We start from the raw sequence: 26,527 nt of genomic DNA on the forward strand, positions 1-26,527 counted from the left end.
AGGTTTCCATACCTCCCACTGCTCAAGCTCCAAAGTGTATAGCTTACCGTCAAATGTCAGCGAAGCAGCAATCGCATGGTGGACACCATAAGACGCTCGACCTCAGCAGCAATCTGAGTATATTGATTAACCGGAAGCGGATTGGTACCGAATCCTGTTTCAACTGTAAATCCAGGTTTACCATACTTCTGAATAAACCAATCTTTATATCCTGCATCACTTTCCGTCAATTTAACCAGAACATACCCCGTTGCGTTAGCAAGATGCTGTGCCCAAGCCTCACTGAACTCAGGCTCGTAATCACGATAATTCCAGTATATCTCCTCACCTTGACTGTGCAGAGCTATGATCGCGTCAAATTTCTTGTCCATCGTCCATTCTGCCAGTGCGCTGGACTCCGGTTCAGTCAGGGGATGTTCTCCTCCGTAATCTCTTGGTCCTGGACAAGTCACTGAACGGCGTCTGGCCTCCTCGTAAAAATGAGCAGGAAATTGATCATTCAGATCGATGCCCCGAATGTTCGCCTTCCAGCCTGAGAAGTCAGGATCGCCACCATTCATTTCTAGGAGCTCCTTGCAAAAGGGGTGGTGGTCTGCTCCGTTCTGTACCAATTCTATGCCATCAGGATTGAGCATCGGAACAACCCATAAGGTCACCTGTTCAGGCCATCCATCTGATAAGCAGCCATGCCAGTCCTGTTGTTCTTCGAGCGCTGTCACGTAGCATTTTACAAAATGCATCAGACAAGGAACGTTCAGCCACTCATTCGCATGCATACCTGCATTGACATGGAGCTGAATCGGACCCTTTCCTATTTGGATGTAAGGTATCCTTCTTCCAAGCACACTGTGCCCTATAGCTCCCAGCTCACACATCGACAGCCTTCGGTTTCTTAAGCGATCCAGGTCTTGTTCCAGCTCCTGATACCCGTATAGATTCATCCCTTATCTCCTCCTATGAACAAAGTGAAGGTCAAGAACCATATTACGTGCATTATATGCTGCTGATCATCATATTCGTGATAGATCCCTATGGAATTAGCTATGTATAAAAGACAGCCATATCCTTGAACTTTACTGTTCAATTCCTTGGCTGTCTTATTTTTTAATAATGAAATGATCCCGCTACAGTTTAGATACATGCCATACGACTGGTGTGTTACGAATCTGCTCTCCAAGCCAGGATCTCGCAATACTTTGAAACATGACTGGATCTCCCGAGCAAAAAAACTGATGCACCGGCGTTTCATCCCCAATGGCAAGCTTTCCTTTATCATATAAGATGGTGCTCGTTTCTCTAGCGGTCTCATCCGCCGAACTGATTAATTTGACATGAGGACCCATAACCTGACCAATCGGCTCCATTAAGAAGGGATAATGAGTACAGCCTAGTATAAGGGTATCGATTGGTTTATCTTTCATACCATTCAAGGACTCACTAACAGTGGATCTCGTATGCTCAGACCTGAAGTCCCCTTGTTCTACCAGTGGGACAAGAGCGGGACAAGCTTGACTCATAACATTGATATATGGAGACAGCTGCTTAAGTGCTGCTGTATACGCCCCGCTGTTGATCGTACCAATGGTACCGATGACTCCAATATTGCCTGTCTTGGTGGCTGTAATCGCCGCTCTGGCACCGGGATGAATGACACCGATCACCGGAATATCCACTTTCTGCGATATATGGTCCAGTGCAGCTGCTGTGGCCGTATTGCAGGCAATAACGATGACTTTTGGATCAAATTGAATAAGAAAATCTACGATTTGTTCTGTAAATTGTTTTACTTCCTCGGACGAACGGGGTCCGTATGGTGTGCGGGCCGTATCTCCAAAATAAATGACTTTTTCCCGCGGAAGCTGGCGCATCACTTCCTTGGCTACAGTCAGCCCCCCAACACCGGAATCTAATATTGCGATAGCTTGTTGCACGAACACACCGCTTCCTTCTTTACATATTTCCATCCCTTTTCAATCCTACCCTATGTTTTGGACAGCAAAAAGGTACCTACATCTTACCCGATTTAATATAGACGTTCAACCAAGCTCAGCGCAAAAAGGCCTTTTGCCTCATCCCTTTATCTACAGGGGAGCGGCAGTCAGGCCTTTGTTACGCATCTTTTCGCCTATATTGTATCGTTCTCTGCTATATCCTCAGCAGCCTGCTCAGCCTTTGCAGGTTTACTTATCCCAGATACTGTAGCGATCTCAATTTCTGAACTGTTGCCCCGAATTTCTTGCAATAAGCCTTCGGTTGATTCTTTTACTTTGGAAGCGATCTTCACACTTTGCTCGCTGACTTTCTCAATCAGATTCTGCCCCTTCTCTGTAACAAGCTTAGCATTCTCCGCTATATCTTCGCGTAGCTCTGCACCTGATTTTGGGGCAAATAGCAGCGCTGTAATAGATCCGGCAATCGTTCCAAGCAAAGTACCCCATAACAAGCTTTTATTCGTATCTTTCATGCCTGTTCACTCCTTCTCACGCGGGCTAGTATTACCCGGAGCAGGAGAGTTACGCTGCCATGAGTGCCATACCGTCATAGCTGCATCAACGTATCGGAACATTTGACCCAGACGCTGTTCATTGTCCTGGTGTGCGCCATCCACATGCTTGTGTGCTGAACGAGACAGTTTGACGCTGATCTCATCCATCGTGCGGTTAACTTGCTGCAGCACCGTTCCAAGTGAAGCGATAGATTCAAAGAGAGGCGCTGACTTCTCCAGGTGCCCCTGCATATCCGATATTGCTTTATTCGTACCTTGAATCATCGCTGAGGTATCTACAGCGAGCATATTGGTTTTCTCTTCAAGCTGACTTATACTGCGTTTAGCCTGCTTCATCAAGCTTCTTGCTTCAATAAGCATCATTACACCAGCAGCTGCCAGGATAACAAATGCCCCTGCCATCAGCGCTACACTCCATTCGACCATGTTCCAACCCTCCTGCTAACCGGGCGAACGCCCATTTTTTAGTTAATGCATTATAAGCAGGAGGAGCCTGACTTGACACAACAAAATTCTATGGATTACAAAAAAGCCCGATTAAGACAAGATGTTTCCAGCGTAATAGGGTGCTCCTGGATCCAGATCAATTACATATCTTTGAGGTGAAACCAGTGATTCCTGATGCTCACAGCGCCAGCGATGTTCCCCTGATGAACCAAGCAGCTGACCGTCCTGTATCACATCACCCTGATCAAATATATAATAGGCGGCACCGTATAAGGTACGAGCTACAACATCCGGGTCCATACCAGCAAAGTGGCATTGGAAATCCGGCACCCCAAGTGAGGATAATCCTACTGTATCCATCACAAGCTCACGTCTAGCTGCACTGCCTCCTGCTTGATACAGCCTTACATTCATCGCACCATACAGATGATCGCCATCTTCGATAGCTTTGATATAGGCAGAGGGCTTCACCAGTTTGTCGCTGCCGTAGAAGTAAATAGCTTCACAAGGCGTCACTTCTACAATAGCGAGCAATGCCTGCTGGAACAGCTTCAGTCGCTCTTTATGCGGCAGGGCCGCCGTAAACATATCATGTATTCGAATCTGATACTGGCATGTACCCGTAACATCATTTGCTTCTTTCCAATGCCAGGACTGTTCCACAGCACCTTTGAAGCGGTTCTTGTCCTGAATCTTGTGGACAGGCAGAATGCAGGTCTGCGCAGGCACAGTCCCATCTTCAAAATTAACCATATGCTCCATATGCATAATGACAAGCAGTTCCTGCTCTTTGTCTGTTACCTCAGCCTGATTTTGAACCTTATTCGCTGCGTCCTTGTTGACAGGTCGTTTCATCACTCTTGCTTTCCCGGTCAAACGCTTCATGACCTCCATCAGCCTCTCTTCCTTCAGCTGAGGGAGATCCTTAAACAGAAGCTCGGCCATATATACCGGATGAAATCCGGAGTTTTCTTTCTTGCGATCTGACATGATATTTCCTCCAAACAAAATAGGTGAATCCATTACATGATTCGTTTACCAATGAATTTGATTCAACTGAACTTTTGAATATCGATTACTTCTGGCTCCGCGATTGTTGAAACGGCCCCAGTTCTTTTTCGAGGTATAAGCGAATTTGTTCTGCGAACCGATCCAGCACATCAGGAAGAGTCCGCGTTACCTTATGCTGGCTTGTCCGCTCCCATGCGTAATAATCCTGTACCAGTGGCTTCCGCAGCGGCACGAGCTCCATAAACAGATTATAGCTCTCTTCATCAAATGCCCCTGCTTCATAAACGATTTCAATGATGTCTTCATAGCTGCTCGCATCCCGGAGAATAAAACCATCGATCAGGTAACTGCCTACGTCTGTAACAATCTCTATAGCCAAATGCAGAGAACGTTCCTGAACTAAGCCAAGGATAATTCCTCCATCCCAGTTTGCCTGTGCATGGCGGAGCCCAGCCGTGATTTCGGGAATAGATGACAAGCGCAATTCAATTTGATCTGTATTTACATAGTACAATACGTTCACATCCGTTTCGTCGGTAATCAGTTACGTCTATTTTTTCGTTTCAGCCAAAAGAACATTACCGGGCATGCAATTAAAATGACGATCAGCAAAAACATCGTTTCCATTACATCTTTTAAATCGCCCACCTGCTACTCCCCTTTGTAAGTTAGATTTCGTAATCTACTGCAACAGAAGAATCTTTCACAACGCTCATATGCTTAATAATCTCTTGATGAACGGGATGGACCTGATAGGCCTCCAATGCCTCCAGGGAATCAACAACTGCTGTCAGAGAAATATCGAAAGAGCGCTCCGATTTCAAGACATCCACTCCGATCTCCAGTGATTTCAGCATCTCAATTCTGCCATCCATGCTGCGCAAAATACGAGCTGTCTCCTGAATGCTTGCGTCTGAGCGATCCTTTAATTTAAAGAACACGATATGTTTAATCATTATAATAGCTCCTTATCCCATGTCATCATTTTATGAATTTGATTCCGTTTACAAAAAATATAACATAAACACGAATAAAGTGGTAAACGAATCAATTTTATATATTACCCTAAGCTGCTTTAATTAAGAGTATATAGATCAAAAACGGTATTGTTTGTCTATATTTAGTTTCTAGCAAAAAAGGCCTCTATTACTCAGGCCCTTGTGAATCTGCATCATGCTTCTCTCTTCTATCCTTCCGCGGTCCAAATTGACTTAATATATCTTCGTCTACAGAGTGTTTGATCGCTTCAAGCTCCTCATCTTCAGTGTCTGATTGGATAGTGTTTGATTCGCTGCCGTTCTCTACTGCTCGTCTCAATTCAGTCCCTTCATCATCCCCTGCACGTCTGCGCAAGACCTCCTCTTCGTCATCATCCGCCTGCTTCTTAACGAGCTCTATGATCTCTCTTAATTTTGCAGGGAGAGGAAGTCCGATGCGGTTGTAATTCTCTGTAATGGAGATCAATTCATTGGCCAGGTAAAAGTACATCGCCCCGCCTTTAATTACATCTGTCCCGATTAACTGGTCGATCTGGTGTGCAAGTAAAATAACAAGCAGCATCAGACCTTTGCGTGTCAGTCCCCAGAAGCCAATCTTGCTGTTCAACCTACTGCCTGTACGGATTGCAGCCGCAACTCCGGTGATATAATCAATGGCCATCGCAATACATAGCAAGATAAGCAGCTGCGTCCATCCCCCAAACGCAAATGTGAAGAAAGCCCATACAAATCCGAGGATCATATTGATTAATGCCGGATTCATTCATGCCCCCACCTCTTCCTTTTCTCTCTATTAATCTATGAAAATAATGGAAAAGTGACACGAATTTATTTTGATTTTTATGAAATCAATTGTTTGTCCATTTTTGAGTCTTAAGGCCTATTTTTAAACGGTTTTACCCTGATTTCATTGGTCTATACTAACTCCACATACATTTAATAGGAGAAAAATGGGTTCATCCATAGTCCGATTTTCCCTTAACAAGGCTCCTCGCATATGAATATGCTTTCAAAGGTGGTCATGTCGACACTTGAAACGACCGCTTATTTTGTTGTAGTATTTGTTTAAAAAATCGGAGGAAATATGCCTAAACAACAAGAACAACATTCGATCCAGGCGTGGTCTCTGATCAACCGCAAATATCTGGGAAAAGGCGTACGCGTAAAGCGATTTCGCAGGCCGACACGCTGTCAGGTTCGCAACCGTATATTGCTTGCCGTTCTCATGGCAAACGACATCAAATTATCACAGTTAGCTGAAGATCTGTCGATTTCATCAAGAAGTGTCAGCGCATGGGTGTATGAAGGTCGAATCCCAGGAAGCACTAATCTGGATAAAGTATGTCACTTACTCGGTTATCCGCGCCATATTTTGTTTAACGAAGATGTCATTAGAAACAGTCCTGTCATTTGTCAGCCGGAATCCTCCCGATTCATGAAGCGAACGGTTACTCGCTCGCCAGTAAGTAATCGGATATTGACTGGATTATGCATGGTCCATGACTTGTCCGTTACGGATGTGAGTCACTGGATCGGGGTTCATCCGGGAACATTCCGTAAATGGCTCCATCAAGGAACCATGCCCTCTTCTGCGTTCCAGGATCAGGCAGAGCAATTTTTCAAAGTTCCAAAGTCGATACTTTTTGCAGACATTATTTTGAAACAGAATTCATAATATCTCCCGTATGGGTAACAGAGCATTCCCTGCATGAGCTATCTGCTCTTGCAAGGAATGCTCTTCTTTTACTATTTCATCTCCGATGAGGATTTACCGCCTTACCGCTTGAGAAAGGCTTCCCCGCGTGCGGCGGCGATCTCATTGATTCGGTCAGCTCCTCTTGAGCCGCGTGGTGCTTCAGACAGCTTCACAAGCACAGCACGTCCAGATTCGGTACCATAATCTATTATAAATTTGTACGTACAAGTCAGATATTTTTATCCTGTATTTTTGCCAGCTAATCCTTCTGTTCTGTCTTTGTCTCATTTATATATTTGAGTCCTGTGTATCTCGCTCTTAAGGTATGTGCGGTCCTCATCGCACGCTCCAGCTGTTCATCGGTTACACCGAGCTCTTGTATAGTTGATGGACCTCCGGTGCGGCTGAGCCAATCCTGCATTTGCTCCTTCTTAGGCAGATCCTTATAAGCATCAAAAGCTTCTTCCTGCCCGCTCTTATAGAGCCCACGATATATATCTGAGAGCAGTGCGGATGCAACGCCCACTTTCGCCCCATGCAAAATCGCTTTTTTACCCTGCTGAAGAAATTCCATCTCCAGACGATGGGATATATGATGCTCACCACCGGAAGCTGGCCGAGAATGATCAATGATCAGCATCGAGATGCCGGAAGCAATCAATGCTTCCATCAAAATTTTAACTCCTTGTATGCTGCCCTCAGCGATCTCATTCACATGATGAACACAATCCATCAGCGCTTCTTCCGTCATGCGGTAGGCAAGCGGACAATAAGGTTCGCCTCCAAGGTCCCGTGATATTTGCCAATCAGCAAGAGATGTGAATTTACCAAGCATATCTCCGAAGCCAGCAGCCGTCATGACTTGCGGAGCTTTCGCAAGAACACTCAAATCTGCAAAGATCGCTTCCGGTGGAATCGCCTGAAACGTCTGCTTCGTGCCATCCACGATAAGAGGGGCGCCTGCAGAAGTGAAACCGTCAACAGATGCTGCTGTCGGAACGGATACAAAAGGCTTATTCATCTTGAAACAAACAAAACGGACAAGATCATGTATGGTGCCAGAGCCAACTGCGATGATCACCTCTGTATCCTTGGAGATGCCTAACAGAACCTTAACGATAAATACTTCATCCGCAACAACCTCACCTCCGGTGTTTCCAGGCAGAAACAGCTCGTCAGTAATGACTCCCGCCGTTTTTAGATAAGAGATGACTTCATCGCCTGCTGCTTGTTTGGTATGCTCATCAAATACGACCGTTACTTTTTTATAATCCTGCTTGATCAGATAAGGAGCCATTTGCGCAAGTGCTCCATCCTCCAAGCAAATATGCATTTCTACCGTACGGTGTGGATTGCCGCATGTACACTGACTCGCTTCTTCATTCCACTCGGCAATACAATCATTCATACTCATACTCATACTCATTACCCTTACCTCCTGTATGATCGTTTATATTCTCAGTTTCTAATATGTACGTACAAATTGTCAAACAAAAATAAAAGACAGCAAGCTGCTGTCTAGAGGGGGACTTTCTCTTGAGGAAAGCAAATTCCTCCTCCGTTTTGGCGGAAGTGGCCAACAAATAAACTCCCTCCAGAATTGACGGGAGTCATGACCACGTGCCTAAGACAGTTAGCATAATTTCGAACTAGGGCTTGCTGAACAAGAGCGGCTGACGCAAGAGGTCAATTTTTAATCCGGCCCAGCTGCAGGTATCCAGCCTGTAAGCAGTGCTCCACCTTCCGAATGGTTACCTGCGCAAAGTTCACCCCCGTGTCGCCTTACAATTCTTTGTGAAATGGTCAACCCTAATCCGCTACCTCCAGTTGAACGATTTCTAGATACTTCACCACGATATAGAGGTTCAAAAACTCGATATAGTTCTTCCGGGGAGAAGCCCGGACCTGTATCACGTATCGCAAACTTTATTTTGTTACCCTCTTTATAACATTGAACAACAATTTCACCATAGGAGGGTGTGTGTCTGACGGCATTATCCAAAAAATTGTTCATCGCACGTTCCAATAAGTGCATGTCACCGTTAACGAAGCAGTCGTCTACAGTATGGTTCAAGATCGAGATGTTCTTTTGCCGAGCTTGCGGACTTAAACTTTCAATTGATTTCAAGATGATAAGTTTAAAATCAATCCTCTGATAATGAAGATTCATCTCCAGATGCTCCATCTTTGTAAATGTGAAAAGGTCCTCTACCAACCGGTCCAATTGCGCCGATTTTTCCTTACAAACCGTCAAATATTTGGTTATTTTATCCGGAGATTGGGCAATGCCCTGCTCCAGACCATCCAAATAACCTCGTAATGCGAAGAGAGGGGTCCGTAAATCATGCGCGACAGCTGCGATCACGAATCGACGTTCTTCTTCCAATTCCGCTTGTTTTTGAAAAGCTTTTTGAATTCCATTCACCATCACTGCGAATGCATCGCGCACTTCAGAAATTTCAGTGATCCTGGATCCAGGCAACTCCACCTCCCAATCTCCTGCGGCGATTTTTCTAGCTGCAAAGCTCATCCTTTCGAGAGGCTTAAGAAGAAACCTTCGCATTTCAACACCGATAATAAAGAAAGCTAACAATAGTCCGGCAAATATCGAAATTATCTGAACCGCATTTGACTTCGGCAGATAAATAACGACCTTTCCAAGTAAATGACCGTCCTTTATGATGGTGAACCGTTCGGTGGAAGACAATTTGCCATGGCTCTGCGGATTAGACCGATAAATTTCCTGATCTGACGCGGATAGAATAGCCGCTTCCATCTTCGCCTGCCGCAACTCATTATGCAATTGGTTTTGCCAATTCGGATCCCTCCATTTGTCCGAATTGGTTTCGATCAGGTGTACGGTCTCGAACAGTTGTCTTTGCAGAATCTCGTCTTGCAACCCGTTTTTTGCAAAGCTGAGCGTTTTTGTCTCCATGAAATGTGCTGTCACATAGAAGATCCACGGCACTAGCAGTATGAAGAAGAAAAGCAGTATAGTAAACGAACGAATGCGAAGTGTTCTCATTTTATCCTCCCTCAAAGCGATACCCTATTCCCCATACGTTGACCAGGTATTGAGGATGGTTCGGATCGGATTCGATTTTTTCGCGAAGTCGACCGAGGTGCACCCGAATCGTATGCCTGTCGCCCACCCCATCCCAAAATTTTGAAAGTATATGTTCATATGAAAAAACATGCCTGGGGTGTTCGACAAATAATCGCAACAACTCATATTCCCTCGGCGTGAGCACTACACTCTTCCCATCCACGATCACTTCTCTTGTGGATAGATTTAGCTTGATGCGGCCAAAATCCAAGATCCTTTCATCCATTTGCAGCTGGGAAACGGAACGCCGCAATACAGCTTTTATCCTGGCTACGATCTCGCCGGGTGAAGCGGTTTTGACGATATAATCATCGCCGCCGAGAGTCAGCCCTCGAATCTTGTCCACATCGTCGCTGCGTGCGCTCAAGAAAAGGATCGGAACGTTACTCTCCGCCCGAATATTGCGACATAGCTCAAACCCGTTTTGTCCCGGCATCATGATGTCAAGAACTATACAATGAATGGAACTTTGCTTAAATAAAGCCCACGCTTGAACGGTATCGCAAGCGGTTATAACGCGAAAATTTTCGTACTCTAAAAAGTCCCTCAATAGTTCGACAATGCTTTGATCATCGTCTACAACCAGTATCGTACTTACTTCGCTCATGAATATCCCACCTTTGAATACTAGTTTATCATTTTTCCCCAAGAAACTAACGGAACCACCTGATTTGTGATGAATTGTTTATTGTTTTGTGACCTTTTTGCAACTTCGTTTGAGAGACTCGTTTGTTATGCTTCTTCTTGCGGGCACGGAAAGCAAATATCGCAAGTGAGGGCTCGTTCTACGCAAAACGGATGAAGGAGGATGACATGGGCTTGGAACACGGCAGTTTCTCGTTTTTTCCATTCGGTGCTCTATTTTGTCTCACGCTTTTTTCTTTGGTGGCAGTTCGAATCTATGCGATTCGTCATCGCTACAAAGAATCCAATCAAAAAGACGGTGACAACGCATTGATTCTAAAAGGCCGGATGGCTAGGGGTGAAATCGACGAGAAGGAATATCACAGGCTGAAGGATCTTCTGACAAAATAACTTTCCCCTGATCGACCCGCAGGTTCGAGGATCAACGTACTGACTTTGAATACGAGGAGGTTTATGGATGTTAACGGTACAAATCGTGCTTTTTGATGGCTTTGACCTTCTGGATGCCATTGCGCCTTACGAGGTTTTTTGCGCCGCTGCAATATATGCTGATAACGCGTTAAGCGTAGAACTCGTCACCGCTGAAGGGCCGAGATCAGTCACTAGCGGCATCAACGGGTTAAGAATTGAAGCAAGCGGCAGACTGAACCCGGAACGTGCGGGCATCATTCTCGTACCTGGCGCGTCGGGCGACGTTGAAGGAGATGGCCCCGATTCGCCCCCGGCTATTTTGTCGCGGGCAATGAATACAGAATTGACTGGAATGATTGGGCAGGCAATCGGGCAAAAAGACCTCATCGTCGCCACGGTTTGCGGCGGTTCCCTGCTGCTGGCCATGGGAGGGCTCTTGGAGGGCAGACCGGCGGTAACGCATCATCTGGGCATGGATGTACTTGGAGCAACCGGCGCCATTCCCGTCTCAGCACGTGTAGTGGACAACGGCAACCTGGTGTCCGGCGGCGGTGTTACTTCGGGACTCGATGTAGCGCTGTATCTCGTGGAACGCGAGCTTGGACCGCGCATCGCACACGCGGTAGAGCAACTGTTCGAATATGAACGGAGAGGAACGGTTTGGCGAGAAGAAGGCATTGCGCCTAGCTCTCAAATGGCAGTGACCGACGAAGAAACGAACATTGCGATGAACAAAGCGGGGATGACTTACGATACCCTGGATATAAAATCATCCAGGGAATCTGACTTTGACGGGGATTGGGATACGACAATCGCTACGCCTGTTGGGAAACTGGAGGTCAAGCTCTCCATCTCCATAAGGAATGGGACGATCCAAGGCAAGGCAACACAAGGGGATGAGACCGTCGAGTTTTTAAACCCTTTACTACAGGACAATAAGCTTACCTGGTCGCTGCGAATCACGAAACCCATGCGCTTAAATCTGAAATTCGAAGCTGCCGTGGGCGGAGATCACATGACCGGATTCGCCAGGGCCGGCATACTGCCGGCATCCAAATTAACAGGCAAACGGGTATCCTAACCCGGAAATGTGTATAAGCAATAAAAGTGAAGCCGCGGGGGTATTGGATTGCATGAAGAAGCGGAAAACATTATACGGAATATTGGCCTGTGTCAGCATTGTATACATCATGTACGCCTTGACGCAGAATTATATGATCGATCCCGGAGCCGGGGATTTTTTAAGCCATAAAACCGGACTGAAGCGCGAGCTTAATCTCCCGGTCTGGTTAAACGTTATGCGCGTTCATGTTGCGTTTGCCTGCATCGCCATGGCGGCGGGGCTGCTCAACTTTTCCAATCGAATCTTTGAAAAAAGCCGCAAATTCCATCGCATAAACGGCTACATTTATTTGGTGTCCGTACTTCTTGTCGTGCTGACTTCCGGGTACATGGCGCCTTACGCTACCGGAGGAAAAATAACAAGCATGGGGTTCAATGCGCTAAACATGATATGGCTGCTCATAACCAGTATGGCGCTCGTACAAATCAAAAAGAAACGCATCATCCGGCACCGGAACTGGATGATCCGAAGTTACGCCTTTTGTTTTACGAACATGTTGATTCATCTCATCACTTCTCTTTTTCATGAGGGATTCGGTCTTGTTTACGCTACCAGCTATATCATTGGTGTTTACGGCTCCATTGTGCTGCTGCTGGTCATTCCTAACATTATAATCAGAATGATCGGCCGATCCAGAGAGGCAGTGGTTACCCCTTAAATGAGGTGGCCCACTCACATCCGCATGATTTGAGTAGTGTACTGGTTTTATTAACAACACCAAAAAAATCGCTTAAGGGTAAGGGATTACGTTCAGTTGTATGCCTTGAGCTAAACGAAAGGAATAGGTATAAGGATGAACAAAATATTGGGATTGCTCATGTCGTTTGCACTGGTTCTAGGTCTAGTTGCCTCTGCAGCAAGTGCGAATACAAAAGATTACAAGGATGCATCCAAGGACAAGAAAACTACGCATGTTCAAGTCGTATTATTCGATGGTTTCGATCTGCTGGACGCATTAGCGCCATATGAAGTATTCGCTGCCGCGGGAATGTACTCAAAAGGAGCAGTTACTGTAGAATTGGTTTCTGCAGAAGGCAAGCGTTCTGTCCCGAGCGGTCTGAATGGGCCCGCTCTCGAAGCGCAAGCCGCATTAGACCCAAACCGTCCGGGAATTATTTTGGTGCCCGGAGCTGCAGGGAAGCCGGCGGGAAATTCGGAAGATGCTGTTCCGAATATATTAGCGCAGGCCATGAAGACAGACTTACCGGGTATGTTGAAACAAGCTTTTAACAATAAAGAAATCACTGTGGCTACCGTATGTGGAGGTACATTGATACCTGCAATGGCAGGTTTGTTGAAAGATAGACATGCGGTAACCAATCATATCGGCATGGCTGCGTTAGGAGCTCTCGGTGCAATTCCGATTGAAGCAAGAGTCGTTGAAGATAGTCCTCGTTTCGTGAGCGGGGGAGGTGTGACTTCGGGACTTGACGTGGCCTTGTATTTGGTCGATCGTGAATTAGGGCCCCAAGTCGCGAATTCCGTAGAAAAGTTATTTGAGTACGAGAAAAGAGGCACGGTGTGGAAAGCGGAAGGCATTACGCCGGTCGACTTTAATACGAGTCCAAAAGCGTCTGAAGAAAAACAACCAGCTGCTATTTCCGTGAGCACTGCCGAAAAGTAAAAAACCGATCCGAAAAAAGCAACAGCGGCGGACTAGGATGCGAAAGACCTAGCCTGGCCGCTGTTGCAGTTTATGCTCAAAGCTACCTGTAGTTGAATTCACCTGAAGGTTCCGACTGAAACTCGGCCTTCTACTCTTCAATGGCAAATGGCGTGAGTATGAAGGAATTTCAGGAATGGATCGGTCATAGTCATTTTTTCACTACAGCTAATATTTACGCTCATTTGGATTACAGTTCAACGATTTCTTCTGCCCAGGTAATGAGCACCAGCTTAAAGATATCGAATAACAAAAAGGTTCCTTCACTGCTAGAAAAAGCAGTTCAGAAACCTGTCATTGATAAAGTGATGCGGTCGAGAGGACTCGAACCTCCACGGGGGTTAGCCCACACGGACCTGAACCGTGCGCGTCTGCCAATTCCGCCACGACCGCATATTTAATAGACCACTCTCATATTATAGCGATTCGTTCTATACATTGCAAGTTATATAGCAAATTTCAATAGATGAATCCATTTCACAACTCATTCAAGGAGCAGACCTTACAAAGGCTGCTCCTTGTCTCCTACGTTTTGATGAATCAGCTATAAATCTATTATTTCCATATCTCGTCTGCTATTTCTTTAATGAAGACAAGCTTATTCCACTGCTGTTCTTCCGTAAGCAGGTTGCCCTCTTCTGTTGAAGCAAATCCGCATTGCGGGCTAAGGCAAATCCGATTAATATCCACATACTCGATCCGTATCGAATTCAAGATAGAACGCATCGTAGTTATTGATGCCAAGCAATGTTTCAGCAATCGGCTCATATCCCCCGGAGGAAGCCCATGTAGAGTTGTAATTACCGCGGCAAACATGCGTCGTGACCACAAGATCCTGTGGGAGGTCAGCAATCGCTTCACTGTTGACACGGGCAAGAGTTTCAGCAAGAGCTTTGATATCTCCTCCATTGTTCGTAAACATACCAATGAAGCCCTGGTCGCAGAGTGCGCCCCATGTGCAATCATCCAGCTGAATACTACGGCAGCCGAGCTCGTAGAATGCCAGAATCGTTTGGCGATATGCCTCTGCCGTGTCTCTGACAAGATTATCGTTATTAGGATATATCTTGGCTGTAAGCTCACGATACTCTCCGCGCTTCAGCTCAAACAAGAACTGAGCAGGAGCTGGAATGGCTTGACGGCTACAACATCATCACCTGCAACGTCTTTCAAGAATTTATAGTATGCAAGGATGTGTCAGCTGTTCTTGAGAGATTTCTCCATTTTGAAATTGTGCTCTTGCTTTCTTCAAGGCTTCCGGACGAAGAAAGTTCTTTATAAAATCGCTTCATGCAGTGCCTCCACATAAGCCGCCGCCAGCTTGGACATCATTGCATTCTTATGAGCGATCCACCCCACGTTAATCGTTTCCTTACAATCCAGCGGTACGGGAATAATATCATTTCCGTTCAAGTCTGCACTGAGGACGCCGGTTGAAATTGTATACCCATTGAGACCGATCAGCAAATTGAACAGCGTTGCTCTGTCATTGACACGAATGCTCTTCTTATGTGAAAGCGTGCTTAAGATCTCTTCAGAGAAATGAAAAGAATTATATTCGCCTTGGTCAAAGGACAAATAAGGATATTCCTCTAGCTCCTCAATGGTAACAATAGGCTTCTTCGCCAGCGGGTTATGGACACTAATGAAGATATGCGGCTTCGCGACAAACAAACTGTGAAACTGCAAATTGGCAGAATCCAGGAGTCGATTGATTACCTTGGCATTAAACTCATTCAAATACAAGATTCCAATCTCGCTGCGCAGTGTTTTGACATCTTCAATAATTTCATAAGTCTTGGTTTCCCGAAGCGCCAGCTCATATTCATCTAATCCGTGCTCATTCACCAGCTTAACAAAAGCATTGACGGCAAAGGCGTAATGCTGGGTAGAGACGGAAAAGTGCTGCGGGGACGGCTTCGCGTTCCGGTATCTGCTCTCTAGCAGCTCTGCTTGTTCTGTCACCTGTCTGGCATACCCCATAAATTCAGCGCCCTCCATTGACAGGGTGATTCCTTTATTTGTCCGCTCAAATATGGTGATACCAATCTCTTCCTCCAGCTCTTTTATCGCCTTGGACAAGCTCGGCTGAGATATAAACAGCCGCTTGGCCGCCTCATTCATGGAACCGCGGTTCGCGACTTCAATAACATATTTTAACTGCTGTAGTGTCGTCATAACTCTCCTACTTTCTTCGCTAGTGCTCACATATGCCTTGCTCTATTTTATCATTCTAATGGTTGTAAATTAAACTAATACTCATTTACAGAAGACCGAAGAACATAATTCATCGTAAATCTCCATACACATCATTAAATGCACACTTGGAATCGGGATTCATATAAGGAGGGTCGAAATATGGCTGTTGCTCCCCCTATTTTACAAGCAGGAGATACCGTGGGTCTAGTTACATTAGGAAGCCCATTAAGCGCCGCCACCATTGATGCCCGCATAGAGATCCTTCGGACAGCAGGACTTAATGTGGTTATTGGCAACCATGTATATGATTCGAATGGGTTCCTCGCAGGCACCAATGAGGAGCGGGCATCAGACCTTATGAGCATGTTTGAGAATGAAGAGGTCAGATTAATTCTGGCTACGCGCGGCGGCACGGGTGTTGCCGGCATTCTTCCCTACCTTGACTATAATGTGGTTCGCAATAATCCCAAAATTGTATCTGGCTATAGTGATATTACAATTCTGCTGAATGTCCTCTATCAATACGCGGACCTTATTACACTGCAGAGCCTCATGCTTATTGACTTCGCACCGCAAACACCTGCATATAACTTCGACCAATTTTTTAACGCCACCTCTACTATTCAGCTTGAAAGACAGATTACGAACCCTCCCGGCATTCCTCAAATCAGCAGGATTCAAGGCAATGTAACCGGTCCTATCATTGGAGGGAATTTAGCTTCCTTTATAGATTCAATTGGAACTCCCTATGAGATTGATGTACGGGACAAAATATTGTTGCTTGAAGAAACGCATGAACCAACGAATACGATTTACCGTTATTTGAACCATCTCTTGCTGGCGAATAAATTGCAGGAATGTGCGGGTATTGTGATGGGAGAATGCACGGGATGTCTAGAGGCCTATGGAGTCTCCTACCAGCAGTTAATTGAAGAAGTCATCGTACCGCTAGGCAAGCCGCTTATGACCAATGTGACCACCGCTCACGGAATATACAAAGCCGCAATACCGATCGGGGCGACGGTAAATTTGAACACCTATGAGAATACACTCACGGTCATTGAGCCGACGGTTAGTGTCGGACAATAATCAACTAAATAAAGGATATCATATTGTTTATTTTGTATATAATTGAGAGGGTTATAATAAGCTTTGATCATTGAACGGTATGGAGGGTATATAATGGAATGGGAAACGCTGCCTGACTGGTTCTGGATTCTCTTATATCTCTTACTGCTTGCTACTCTTGTGACGGCTGTTATTAGCTTGTTTCGAAAGAAAAGAGTCCCCTTCGCGATCATCGCGATAATAATGACTCTTACTATACCCTTAGTCAGTATATATAACAGCATTGGGAGATCCGCAGGATATAACGAATTTGAGCATCTATTGCACAAACTGAGCGAAGGATCACTATGGTCTATCTATGTCTCTCTTGGATACGTGTATATATTATTTTGGTGGATCACTATTTTCGTTCCACACAACAAACAGCATTAATCATAGAGACATCCGAAAAAAAGAATCAATAACGGAGTTCTGATTAATGGTCGTACCTATGTACCTCTGCGTGCAGTCGGTGAAGCCTTGGCGCTTACATTTATGTGGATAACGAAACGAAAACAGCTGCAATAGATGTTAGAAGATAATTACACTGCCCGAGGGTGGGTGGTTTTCCCTCGCCCTTGAAAAGGATAGTGGTGAACGCCAAAAATCCAAGGAGCTAAGCGATAATATACCGCTTAGCTCCTTGCCTTTTACACTCTATACTATTTTAAAGCTAAGGCTGTTCAAAAGTTTTACTTTTGGGACAGCCGCTTTTAATTTGATAAGACGAAAATGAGAGTTAACAAAGTAAATAAAATGCATGAGATTAACTTTGTTGTTTTTTATTTTCACGTATAGAATCAATTAAACTCCATATAAAACCAAAGGAAACGACTACACAATGAGTAGTGTTAGGACATCGGAGCCGTCCATATGTCATACCTACTTTCATTATTGAATTAAGTAATCATACTGATGCCACTTCATTTGAGTGAATGCAGTATTTGTTCCCTCATACCCATAATACAGAAAGACCTAAAGATGGTCCATCCTTCACGCTAAAAGTGACTGAAGGGGTGCCAACCTGCAGTCTTTTATGCCAATACTCACCGATTGCATTGTTAACTACTAGATTTCCACTATGATCGTGTCCAATATCAAGCTTTACTCCGCCCCACCCTAGCGATCCAGGTCTTATAGAATATCCTCCATCCCAGCTACTGCAAATTTATCAATAGAGTAGAATACAGGGTTATAATCCCAGTCCCAGTTGTAATTAAGTTTGAAAACAGCCTGTCCACTAGCGGCAGATCTTATTCTACTTACACTTATCCATCTACTTCTTTATTTGGAGATGCTGAAGGTTCCTCTCTCTTGATAAGCACCTTGCACAGCTTCCATAGTAAATATCCGATAAATGCTCCCGATGTATTCAGCAGCAGATCATCAACGTCAAAGGTCCCCATACTAAAAACAATCTGTGCGCATTCGAGCAGCAGACTAAAGCTGAAGGACAGCAGCATGACAACGACAAAGCTCAGCTGCTTGAGCATCGTCCCTGCCAAAAATCCAAACGGGATAAAAATGGCTACATTACCAAACAGGTTGATTAAATTATGTGTTGTTGGATGCTCCAAACTATCTTTTATCGTATGCAGCAATATCAGATTGGATCTATAGCTCATCGTTTGACTCAGAGAAGCTGGATTCTCTATGACCCTGTATAACAGCTCGCCGAGTATATCAAGATCAACAGTTCCGAACTTAAACAAAATGACCTTGATCACTACATAGGAATATAGCAGCAGCAAACCTAGTATGAGCACAGGATACAGATGAATTTTTTGTTTCATAATCATTACTCCCTCGTTGTACATAAATTCCTAATGAGTACAGAGTATCTGATTCTTTTTAAGATCAAGGGAATAAATTCTTAAATCTTTCTTAAGAGAATCAGATTCGGATCTCAATTCGGAAATGTTACGATTATCAATCTATGAAGTTCTTATTCTTCATCGGCTTTCATATAGTAAGAATAATAGAGCAAAATGATAGAATCATAACTCCATTCCAGATAGGGGAGGTCATTATGTACCGTTTATCACGTGCTTCATATGTAGGAATCAGCGGATTCCTCCTGCTAGGCTTCTCATTAATGCTGGTTCTCTTCATTTCCATGTGGCAAGGAGCACTTCATATTCCATCCAGTCTTCTTCAGCTGAACACCATCTTCTTAAGCATACTCATCGAAGCACTTCCGTTCGTACTGATTGGTGTACTGATCGCCGGCGTTATTCAAATTTTTGTGACAGAAGATCATATTCGGAGATGGCTCCCCACAAGCAAGCCTGCCATTATAGTCATGAGCTGTGTTATCGGTGCGCTGTTTCCCGCCTGTGAATGCGGTATTGTACCCATCGTAAGACGGCTCATTCAAAAAGGAGTGCCGCTCTACGCGGGTGTCGGTTTTATGCTTACCGGTCCACTCATTAACCCGATTGTCATTGCTTCCACCTACATGGCTTTTGGCAACGATTTGCAAATGGCTGCGCTTCGTATGGGCATCGGGTTCTTGATTGCTCTGCTGATTACCTTTGCGGTGAGCATGTCATTTGATGGGAATCAATTCAGATTTACCTCGGCCCAATCCGTGTCCAATGCTCAGTATCATTCACACGGTAGTCAGCAAAAAACGTCTTCTATTGCTGTACGCATCAAGCATATGCTGCATCATTCCATTGACGAATTTTTTGACATGGGGAAGTTTCTCATTATCGGAGCCTTTATCGCAGCAGCAGTTCAAACCTTCGTCTCTGCCAAAACTCTGCTCGGTATGGGCACAGATATGGCTTCATCTACCCTTGTCATGATGGGACTCGCCTTTGTTCTGTCTTTATGCTCGGAAGCAGACGCGTTTATCGGTTCTTCCTTTAGCCATTTATTCGGTACAACACCAATACTCGCATTCCTTATCTTCGGACCCATGCTGGATCTTAAGAACACAATTATGATGCTTAGTGTATTTCGTACCCGATTTGTTGTGTGCCTTCTCGCTCTCGTCATACTTACCATATTTACATCACTTATGCTGCTTAATCCCTATATATAAGGAGGCTTCGTTCCGCTCATGAACATCAAATGGAATGGACAACAGCTCCTTCGAGCTGGCATCCTGCTGCTATTTTCGATCATGCTGTTCCGGCTGCATTTCACCGGTGAAATCTTAAAGTTCGTTAATCCAAAATATGAGCTGCTCAGTCTAAGCGCCGCTATCCTATTTTCGTGCCTGTTTCTGATTCAGCTCAGTAGAGGCTGGGAAATAATGAAGCATAACTATACCCATCATGAACACATTCATCATCCTCCTTCTAAGGAAAAACAGGGCAATTTAATCCAGCCGCATGAATCTCACCATTGCGGAGAGGAGCACTGTCATCATGATCACGGAGATGGCAAGATAAATTATAAGAAACTCATCGGTTATGCAATTATTATATTCCCACTGGCTGCTGGATTCCTTGTACCTCCTCAGGTTCTGAACGCTTCCATCGCAGATAAAAAAGGAGGTATGCTGCTGTTAACCGGCTCACAGCAAGAATCAGCAGCTACAGAAACAGCCAGATCCGAAGCGTTAAATGAAGAGCCTGATTTGGCTAACCAGCATACAGAGCTTGCGGAAGCCCCTTCATCTGAAGGAGCCATCATTGATGAACATGCTGAGGATGAAGGCGTTATGGAGAACACGGTATCGAGGGATGAATTCGAGCAAATCATGGCGGACCTGGAGGAGAAACGCTCCATTGTGATGCAGGAGCATCTTTTTGCTTCCTATTATGAACGTATTGCTAACACGCCGGATGCTTACACTGGCAGATCCATTCAGCTGTCCGGTTTTGTATTTCGGGATGAAGAACTCTCGGAAAACCAACTCGTTATATCGAGGTTTTTAATTACCCATTGTATCGCAGATGCCGCACTGATCGGTTTTCTGGCTGAATTTCCACAAGCAGCTCCGCTTGAGGAGGATACATGGATTGAAGCTACCGGTGTGATCGATACGACGATGCATAACGGAACCAAGCTGCCTATTATTCGCATCACGGAATGGAAGAAATCAACAGCCCCCGATCAGCCGTACGTCTATCCGCTGAGTGTAAGGATTTTATGATAAGTTTGACCGTATTCAATTAGTTCGACATCTTAACTTTTATCTTGTTCAGATAGGTGACAAGCTGTTCCACATTCTGCACCGCTTGAGCAAAGCCGATATATCCATCCGGCCGGACAAGAAATAGGGAGCTGAGTGGAATGCCTGCTTTTTTCATCGCTGCTCGGTCGTTGAACTCATAGATTGGGATGGAATTATCGACAGCAAACTGAGCCAATTCCGGAACTGCTTGACCATAGACATGTATCTGCCATTTCATGGATTGCAGCGGCTTGTAATTGTCCTCTGACATCTCTACCCATGGCAAACGGTCGCCTGCGTGCAGATGGCCGGCTTTGCCTTCACTTAGCAGGCTGTCAGGATAATGAATCTGTGTTTGGGACAGCATTTCAAATGCTTTTCTCCGGGCTGGCGGGAGATGGAACAGGACAGGTACAAAAAACGGAATGACCACCTCCATCGCTAATTTGGTATTGATTCCCTTGCCCACCATAATCTGAAATGCTCGGTCTGTCGTTGCTACAAGGGTTCTTGCGAATCCGATTCTTTCCGTTTCATAGGAATCCAGAATTTGCTCGTCTGCTTCTCCCTGAAGAACAGCGGCAAGCTTCCAGGCCAGGTTCATCGCATCCCCAATACCTGTGTTCATCCCTTGTCCTCCTGCGGGACTATGGACATGCCCTGCATCTCCTGCAATAAAGATTCGTCCCTTACGGAAATGCTCGCTGACCCGGTGATGAACGTTAAAGGTAGAGAACCAGTTTACATCTTGAATCTCCGCCTCTGTATTATGAGACGCATAGGGAGCAATAGGGGAAAAATCCTCCGGAAGTCCCTGCTCCAGCACCGGTTTCGGAATAATTCCGATCAATCTGACATATCCGGTCGTGCGCACCGGTGCTGTGAGACAGAATCCGTCATTGTTAAAGCTTACATGCAGGCCATGAATGGGGACAGCACTCTTCACGTCAGCCACATAAAATATCTGCTCATAGGTTCCGCCGGAGAATGAGAGCTCCAGTCCTTTGCGCACCGTACTATGAGCGCCGTCACAGCCGCACATATACTGGAATAGGGCCTCCTCGTACACTTCGTCCTTCGAAAGCACTGCATGAACCGCATTTCCTTCTTCACTGAAAGAAACAAGCTCCGTGTTCCACTCCACACGGTCCCCTCTCTCCTTCAGCGTATTTTCAAGAACCTCCTCATGCTCATCCTGAGGAAGGCTGAGCACATAAGGATAGGGACTTATCCCAAGTCCAATATCCCCCATCTTCATGCGCGCTTTAAGCTCCCCGTCTTTACGAATTTGTAGTTCCTGGATGGGAATTCCCCGCTGAGCCAATTCATCTGCAAGTCCAAGCTGCTGGTAGTACTCCAGTGTTCGCGCATGAACGACAATCGCTCGAGAGGCTTCTCCTGTTCCGCTGTTTTTGTCAATGATACGAAACGGGATTCCCTGCTTCTGCAATGCCAAAGCCAGCACTAAGCCCGTTGGACCGGCGCCGACAATCAATACTTGAGGGTTCATTTGTCTGATTCCTCCTGTACTTCATCCTTATATAAGGAAGCGTATTAATTAACAATGTCGTACGTTATGTATGGTAAGATTGCTTTATTTTACCCTTGAGCCATAACTGCTAAGCAATATATATGCCCTGAATATCCCATTATGTATTGTAAACCACAAGAGCTGAGGGACACGAATCTTTCTATATTCGAAAAACAATATCCTTTTGAGTTTGAAAACATAAAAAAACCCTTACTACGTAAGGGTTTTAGTCAAATATATGGACTCTCAGGGACTCGAACCCTGGACCAATTGATTAAGAGTCAACTGCTCTACCAACTGAGCTAAGAGTCCGTAAGCTCATGCCGCTAAAGGCAGTTGTTACATAAATTAATGTTAACAACTCAGTAAAATCTATTATAACAGATTAAAATAATAAATCAAGCATTTTATTGATATAGGAGAAGAAATCTGATTAATACGGGTTCGTCCATATACCACCAGAATAATGATCAGGAAGTTTCTTGATATCCTCTGGCGTATCAAATCCTCCCGAAAAGTCACTTCCATCGCCTACGACGACATTAACACGAGAATCAGCTTGATCCATCCGGCTCAGAAATTTATCAGGCCAGCCCCATAGCAGAGGTGCAAGCTTATCCGAAATATGGAGCTGAGTATGCTCGCATGCAGCAGGCATATAACCGGTCCAGCCAACAGACAGATAAGGAAGCAAACAACTCTTCATCGTGTCCTTCGACAGTAAATTCTGTTGCTTCGTAGTGATAAATATGCGGCCAGAAGCTCTCCTTCTGCAGGATCACTGCTTTTGACATTAATTAATAATGATTTATCCGGAAATTGCTCTTTAATATCTCATAACTAGCTTTAGATATAATTTCATACTCACCACTCAATCCCTTCAACGCTTTGCTTCGTGTTATTTAGCGTGATGCTCTCAATCCTTCCGCTCTTAACCTTAATAATTTTTTCGGCCATAGGAGCAATAGCGGAATTATGTGTGACCAAGACTACACACTTTTTCATATTTCTATTTAAATCTTGAAGCTGCTTCAAAACAGCTTTGCCTGTTACGTAATCCAACGCTCCGGTGGGCTCATCACAAAGTAAGAGCAAGGGATTCTTCGCCACAGCTCTCGCGAGGGCAACTCTTTGCTGTTCGCCTCCCCATTCTTTCGCTACATTTCTAAATTCAATTAATGTTTTCACTTCTTCCGTCTCCTTCCCGGCATCCTGGATTGTGCTGATCTTTCGCCAACTTTGGATCCGATGAGTTATATAATCAAGTTGATTATATAAATTTAGATGAGCCAAAACCTCCGCCCGCAGACTGCGCTTGAACTAGACCAAAGGCGGGTTCAGTCACGTCCAGCAATTATATTTGTTATGGAGGTAAGGAAAAATTCTCGAGGTCGTCAAACGTTTGACTTCACTCTTGTTTCTTCACGATCTGGACATAAAAAAACCATTAAACACTCAGAATTACCAGTGTTTAATGGGTTTGTTAGTTATGGAGCCTAGGGGGATCGAACCCCCTAATCCGAATCAGACACAAATAAAACTACTACTCTTTCTTATAGACCATTTCCCCACTATCGGAGAATGCCTCTAGTTTATCTTCGTTAGAGTAAGGTTCTTCTAGAATTGCGTACCATAATGTGGTCCCATCTCCAAACTTTATTATTTTTGCAGGCTCCCCATTTACCTTCACCTGGGTTATTCTTTCTTGATTTACTGAGCCAAAAACAGCCCTAAACGGCTTATCATTTGTATACTCCCAAACATAAGAAATCGGCAGATCTGTTTCCACTAAAGACGCGCTGCCAGAACTATCTACAAGTTGCCACTTTCCAGAATTATACTCCACATAACTCGAATCAATGCCGTTATCCTTTACATAAAAAGCGACCACTCCATTCCCTTTTATTTCATAATGTAGTATTCGCTCAGCATGTATATCTGCTTCTTTAAGCACATTATCTAGTTCATCTTGAAGACTCACATGAGCTGTTTTATCAGAGCATCCTGAAAGGATTAGTAAAATTAAAATCATAAGCAATAAAATTTTCGTTTTCAATGTTATATCAAGCTCCTTGTTAGAAAATTAACACGGATATTCAACATAAATTAATTAGCGTTGCCGATACTTGTTCGAGGGTAACGATTTATATATAATTTTGTTTGTAAAAGTGAAAGTCCATTCAGTTGTCATATCCTGAACGGATCTCTTTATACGATATATGATATGCATTAGTTACGCTACCAAAATAATTATTCTTATTCAATTTCGCGTTCAAAGGTGTAGATTAATATTTAACAAATTACAGGAACCGCGCCCATCGCTGCGATAAGGGGAGCGCATATCTGCGAAGTGTCCCCGTAGACAGTCACCGACTAGAAAAACGAAAAAAACCGCTAAAATAGCGGTTTTTCTACGAGTATGGAGCCTAGGGGGATCGAACCCCTGACCTCATCGCTGCCAGCGATGCGCTCTCCCAGCTGAGCTAAGGCCCCATCATATGAAGCTATATTTACAAGACTCACTTTAAAATCATTCGTCTAGTACGCAAAAATTAGTGTAACATAACTCGGTATAATTAGGCAATATGTCACCCTGCTATTTTAAGCTAATTAATTACACTTATATTGAATACCTTGGCCCATCTGCATTTTTTCATCATTGTCATTCCTCACTTATATCCCAAGCAGGGTTCCACACCACTTCCCACAAATGTCCGTCGGGATCCATAAAGTGCCCGGAATATCCTCCCCAGAACGTTTCATGTGCAGGATCACAGATCGTGGCCCCGGCTTTACGTGCCTGCTCCATCACGGAATCCACCTCTTCCTTGCTGCCCACATTATGTCCAATCGTCATTTCAGCTGAGCTCGGAGAAGTCAGCGGTACTTTAGCTTCATAGGCAAGGTCTCTTCGATCCCAAATCGCGAGCTTTACACCAGCCTGCAATTCAAAAAAAGCAACCGCTCCATGCTCAAATTCCTTACCGATAATTCCCTCAGTAGGAAATCCCAGTCCATCTCTATAGAATTCAAGCGATCTCTCCAGATCATTTACCCCGAGTGTAAGGACGGTTATATACGGTTTCATTACTAATTTCCTCCCCTTGTCATAAGTGTTGAATCTCTAGGCACCATCCTACGCCCAATTGAATACATTTACCAGTAAAACAGAAACCGAAGCGGAGGAGTGACAACAATGGTAGTGACTTATATGGACTACACTTCACCAAATGTGCAGTTTTTTGATGATGTAAATAAGAATCGGTTCTTTACCAAAGACAGTGGTAACTATATCAACGTTCTTGGCAGACAACAGATGAATACAATCGGAGAAGCCTCTCTTCTAGATATCAATTTAACCAGAGGCAATGTAGTGGAACCCCATGTGCATCAAAATGCATCCGAGCTTGTCTATGTTGTGACTGGGGAAGCGGTGGTCTCCTTTATTAATCCTTTTACCAAAGAGGTACTTAACTTTACTGCAGGTCCTGGTCAATCCGTACTTGTTCCCCAAGGGTGGATTCATTGGGAGGTTGCGAATAAGGACAATACAAAGATCATCGCCATCTTTGATGCCCGGCAGCCTGAATTTATCGGAATATCTGATTTCCTGCGCCTGGCACCAACGAATACCATCGCCCATACTTATTGTCTGGATGAAGCCATGTTGAAAGAAACGCTTGCTCCAATCAAAGATACGACGGTCATTGGCCCTCCTGCAGACTGCAACAAATACCATCAGCCGCAAACCGGAGTTCAGGGAACATCCTACAACAATCCCATGATGGCACCGCAGGGATATCAAGAACATATGATACAGGGTCCTCCTAGTATGCAAGGAGTTCAAAGCTATTCAGGCCAGATGAAAAAAGATGGCTACTCCCGTCAAATCATCGGAAATGGACAACGTAACAATGACTAAAAAGTAATTTGAAAATGCATTGTATTAGACTTA

At 44.7% G+C, this 26,527-nt stretch carries 28 protein-coding genes, 3 tRNA genes and 3 pseudogenes; 12 read left to right on the forward strand and 22 right to left on the reverse strand.

Annotated elements, in window-relative coordinates; all coding sequences use genetic code 11:
• Positions 1-56: 56 nt before the first annotated feature.
• The 8 genes and pseudogenes from ACFQ3J_RS11380 to ACFQ3J_RS11415 form a co-directional block, all read right to left on the reverse strand.
• The gene (locus ACFQ3J_RS11380; RefSeq protein ID WP_251581743.1) at positions 57-941 is read right to left on the reverse strand and encodes a M14 family metallopeptidase; all 885 of its coding nucleotides are present in this window, start codon (positions 939-941) and stop codon (positions 57-59) included.
• Between the two features lie 183 nt (positions 942-1,124).
• Positions 1,125-1,931, reverse strand: a complete 807-nt coding sequence (racE, locus tag ACFQ3J_RS11385; protein WP_091159036.1) for a glutamate racemase — start codon at positions 1,929-1,931, stop codon at positions 1,125-1,127.
• Between the two features lie 194 nt (positions 1,932-2,125).
• The gene (locus ACFQ3J_RS11390; RefSeq protein ID WP_091154734.1) at positions 2,126-2,464 is read right to left on the reverse strand and encodes a YtxH domain-containing protein; all 339 of its coding nucleotides are present in this window, start codon (positions 2,462-2,464) and stop codon (positions 2,126-2,128) included.
• Between the two features lie 6 nt (positions 2,465-2,470).
• The gene (locus ACFQ3J_RS11395) at positions 2,471-2,932 is read right to left on the reverse strand and encodes a DUF948 domain-containing protein (RefSeq protein WP_251581744.1); all 462 of its coding nucleotides are present in this window, start codon (positions 2,930-2,932) and stop codon (positions 2,471-2,473) included.
• 111 nt (positions 2,933-3,043) lie between these two features.
• Positions 3,044-3,943, reverse strand: a complete 900-nt coding sequence (locus ACFQ3J_RS11400; protein ID WP_251581745.1) for a DUF4261 domain-containing protein — start codon at positions 3,941-3,943, stop codon at positions 3,044-3,046.
• 85 nt (positions 3,944-4,028) lie between these two features.
• Positions 4,029-4,478: a DUF86 domain-containing protein gene (locus ACFQ3J_RS11405; protein WP_251581747.1), complete on the reverse strand. Its 450-nt coding sequence runs from the start codon at positions 4,476-4,478 to the stop codon at positions 4,029-4,031.
• A gap of 154 nt (positions 4,479-4,632) precedes the next feature.
• On the reverse strand, positions 4,633-4,920 hold the full coding sequence (locus ACFQ3J_RS11410) for a Dabb family protein (protein ID WP_091154723.1): 288 nt from the start codon (positions 4,918-4,920) through the stop codon (positions 4,633-4,635).
• 412 nt (positions 4,921-5,332) lie between these two features.
• Positions 5,333-5,725, reverse strand: a pseudogene (locus tag ACFQ3J_RS11415) (phage holin family protein); the annotation flags it as partial.
• A gap of 321 nt (positions 5,726-6,046) precedes the next feature.
• On the opposite strand from ACFQ3J_RS11415, the gene ACFQ3J_RS11420 reads away from it, so the two are divergent.
• The gene (locus ACFQ3J_RS11420) at positions 6,047-6,637 is read left to right on the forward strand and encodes a helix-turn-helix domain-containing protein (RefSeq protein WP_091154718.1); all 591 of its coding nucleotides are present in this window, start codon (positions 6,047-6,049) and stop codon (positions 6,635-6,637) included.
• Between the two features lie 33 nt (positions 6,638-6,670).
• Positions 6,671-6,862, forward strand: a complete 192-nt coding sequence (locus ACFQ3J_RS11425) for a hypothetical protein (protein ID WP_091154715.1) — start codon at positions 6,671-6,673, stop codon at positions 6,860-6,862.
• A gap of 55 nt (positions 6,863-6,917) precedes the next feature.
• Here the strand turns inward: ACFQ3J_RS11425 and ACFQ3J_RS11430 are convergent, their stop codons facing one another.
• The 3 genes from ACFQ3J_RS11430 to ACFQ3J_RS11440 form a co-directional block, all read right to left on the reverse strand.
• Positions 6,918-8,072, reverse strand: coding sequence for a sn-glycerol-1-phosphate dehydrogenase (locus ACFQ3J_RS11430; protein ID WP_379293312.1), 1,155 nt, complete (start codon positions 8,070-8,072; stop codon positions 6,918-6,920).
• A 279-nt stretch (positions 8,073-8,351) separates the two neighbouring features.
• Entirely contained in the window at positions 8,352-9,683 is a 1,332-nt protein-coding gene (locus tag ACFQ3J_RS11435) for a sensor histidine kinase (RefSeq protein ID WP_251581751.1), read from the reverse strand.
• A 1-nt stretch (position 9,684) separates the two neighbouring features.
• Positions 9,685-10,371 (reverse strand): response regulator transcription factor, encoded by a 687-nt coding sequence (locus ACFQ3J_RS11440; RefSeq protein ID WP_251581753.1) that lies wholly within the window; start codon positions 10,369-10,371, stop codon positions 9,685-9,687.
• Positions 10,372-10,577: 206 nt separating this feature from the next.
• Here ACFQ3J_RS11440 and ACFQ3J_RS11445 point away from each other — a divergent pair, with 206 nt between their 5' ends.
• From ACFQ3J_RS11445 to ACFQ3J_RS11460, 4 genes are all read left to right on the forward strand, one after another.
• A complete protein-coding gene (locus ACFQ3J_RS11445) occupies positions 10,578-10,799 on the forward strand; it encodes a hypothetical protein (protein WP_251581755.1) in 222 nt (73 codons plus the stop codon).
• A gap of 67 nt (positions 10,800-10,866) precedes the next feature.
• The gene (locus tag ACFQ3J_RS11450; protein WP_251581757.1) at positions 10,867-11,901 is read left to right on the forward strand and encodes a DJ-1/PfpI family protein; all 1,035 of its coding nucleotides are present in this window, start codon (positions 10,867-10,869) and stop codon (positions 11,899-11,901) included.
• Positions 11,902-11,953: 52 nt separating this feature from the next.
• Complete coding sequence (locus ACFQ3J_RS11455; protein WP_091154707.1) at positions 11,954-12,601, forward strand: DUF2306 domain-containing protein; 648 nt, start codon at positions 11,954-11,956, stop codon at positions 12,599-12,601.
• 135 nt (positions 12,602-12,736) lie between these two features.
• Positions 12,737-13,567, forward strand: a complete 831-nt coding sequence (locus ACFQ3J_RS11460; protein ID WP_251581759.1) for a DJ-1/PfpI family protein — start codon at positions 12,737-12,739, stop codon at positions 13,565-13,567.
• A 348-nt stretch (positions 13,568-13,915) separates the two neighbouring features.
• Here the strand turns inward: ACFQ3J_RS11460 and ACFQ3J_RS11465 are convergent.
• The 3 genes and pseudogenes from ACFQ3J_RS11465 to ACFQ3J_RS11480 form a co-directional block, all read right to left on the reverse strand.
• Positions 13,916-13,999: transfer RNA gene (locus ACFQ3J_RS11465), tRNA-Leu, on the reverse strand.
• A 162-nt stretch (positions 14,000-14,161) separates the two neighbouring features.
• A pseudogene (locus ACFQ3J_RS11475) lies at positions 14,162-14,788 on the reverse strand (5-methyltetrahydropteroyltriglutamate--homocysteine methyltransferase); the annotation flags it as partial.
• Positions 14,789-14,881: 93 nt separating this feature from the next.
• Entirely contained in the window at positions 14,882-15,784 is a 903-nt protein-coding gene (locus ACFQ3J_RS11480; protein WP_091154703.1) for a LysR family transcriptional regulator, read from the reverse strand.
• A 180-nt stretch (positions 15,785-15,964) separates the two neighbouring features.
• Between ACFQ3J_RS11480 and ACFQ3J_RS11485 the strand changes: the two genes are divergently transcribed.
• The 3 genes from ACFQ3J_RS11485 (at position 15,965) to ACFQ3J_RS11495 (ending at position 17,440) form a co-directional block, all read left to right on the forward strand.
• Positions 15,965-16,894: a S66 peptidase family protein gene (locus ACFQ3J_RS11485; RefSeq protein WP_091154701.1), complete on the forward strand. Its 930-nt coding sequence runs from the start codon at positions 15,965-15,967 to the stop codon at positions 16,892-16,894.
• A gap of 93 nt (positions 16,895-16,987) precedes the next feature.
• Positions 16,988-17,305: a hypothetical protein gene (locus ACFQ3J_RS11490; protein ID WP_251581765.1), complete on the forward strand. Its 318-nt coding sequence runs from the start codon at positions 16,988-16,990 to the stop codon at positions 17,303-17,305.
• 66 nt (positions 17,306-17,371) lie between these two features.
• Complete coding sequence (locus tag ACFQ3J_RS11495) at positions 17,372-17,440, forward strand: hypothetical protein (RefSeq protein ID WP_379293314.1); 69 nt, start codon at positions 17,372-17,374, stop codon at positions 17,438-17,440.
• Between the two features lie 740 nt (positions 17,441-18,180).
• On the opposite strand, the gene ACFQ3J_RS11500 is transcribed toward ACFQ3J_RS11495, so the two are convergent.
• On the reverse strand, positions 18,181-18,705 hold the full coding sequence (locus tag ACFQ3J_RS11500; protein ID WP_251581767.1) for a VanZ family protein: 525 nt from the start codon (positions 18,703-18,705) through the stop codon (positions 18,181-18,183).
• A 236-nt stretch (positions 18,706-18,941) separates the two neighbouring features.
• Between ACFQ3J_RS11500 and ACFQ3J_RS11505 the strand changes: the two genes are divergently transcribed.
• A complete protein-coding gene (locus tag ACFQ3J_RS11505) occupies positions 18,942-19,961 on the forward strand; it encodes a permease (protein ID WP_251581769.1) in 1,020 nt (339 codons plus the stop codon).
• Between the two features lie 18 nt (positions 19,962-19,979).
• Positions 19,980-21,020 carry a TIGR03943 family putative permease subunit gene (locus ACFQ3J_RS11510; protein WP_251581771.1) on the forward strand — a complete coding sequence of 347 codons (1,041 nt, stop codon included), beginning with the start codon at positions 19,980-19,982 and terminating at the stop codon, positions 21,018-21,020.
• A 19-nt stretch (positions 21,021-21,039) separates the two neighbouring features.
• On the opposite strand, the gene ACFQ3J_RS11515 is transcribed toward ACFQ3J_RS11510, so the two are convergent.
• The 7 genes and pseudogenes from ACFQ3J_RS11515 to ACFQ3J_RS11545 form a co-directional block, all read right to left on the reverse strand.
• A complete protein-coding gene (locus tag ACFQ3J_RS11515; RefSeq protein ID WP_251581773.1) occupies positions 21,040-22,551 on the reverse strand; it encodes an FAD-dependent monooxygenase in 1,512 nt (503 codons plus the stop codon).
• 260 nt (positions 22,552-22,811) lie between these two features.
• Positions 22,812-22,884 (reverse strand) — tRNA-Lys (locus tag ACFQ3J_RS11520).
• 121 nt (positions 22,885-23,005) lie between these two features.
• Complete coding sequence (locus tag ACFQ3J_RS11525; RefSeq protein WP_251581775.1) at positions 23,006-23,278, reverse strand: hypothetical protein; 273 nt, start codon at positions 23,276-23,278, stop codon at positions 23,006-23,008.
• Positions 23,279-23,436: 158 nt separating this feature from the next.
• Positions 23,437-23,718, reverse strand: a pseudogene (locus tag ACFQ3J_RS11530) (ATP-binding cassette domain-containing protein); the annotation flags it as partial.
• Positions 23,719-24,115: 397 nt separating this feature from the next.
• Positions 24,116-24,628 (reverse strand): hypothetical protein, encoded by a 513-nt coding sequence (locus ACFQ3J_RS11535; RefSeq protein WP_251581777.1) that lies wholly within the window; start codon positions 24,626-24,628, stop codon positions 24,116-24,118.
• A 364-nt stretch (positions 24,629-24,992) separates the two neighbouring features.
• A tRNA-Ala gene (locus tag ACFQ3J_RS11540) sits at positions 24,993-25,065 on the reverse strand.
• Between the two features lie 169 nt (positions 25,066-25,234).
• Positions 25,235-25,660, reverse strand: coding sequence for a VOC family protein (locus tag ACFQ3J_RS11545; protein ID WP_251581779.1), 426 nt, complete (start codon positions 25,658-25,660; stop codon positions 25,235-25,237).
• Positions 25,661-25,768: 108 nt separating this feature from the next.
• On the opposite strand from ACFQ3J_RS11545, the gene ACFQ3J_RS11550 reads away from it, so the two are divergent.
• On the forward strand, positions 25,769-26,494 hold the full coding sequence (locus ACFQ3J_RS11550; protein ID WP_251581780.1) for a cupin domain-containing protein: 726 nt from the start codon (positions 25,769-25,771) through the stop codon (positions 26,492-26,494).
• Positions 26,495-26,527 lie beyond the last annotated feature (33 nt).

The organism is Paenibacillus provencensis, assembly GCF_042678545.1.
GTDB lineage: Bacteria > Bacillota > Bacilli > Paenibacillales > Paenibacillaceae > Paenibacillus > Paenibacillus provencensis.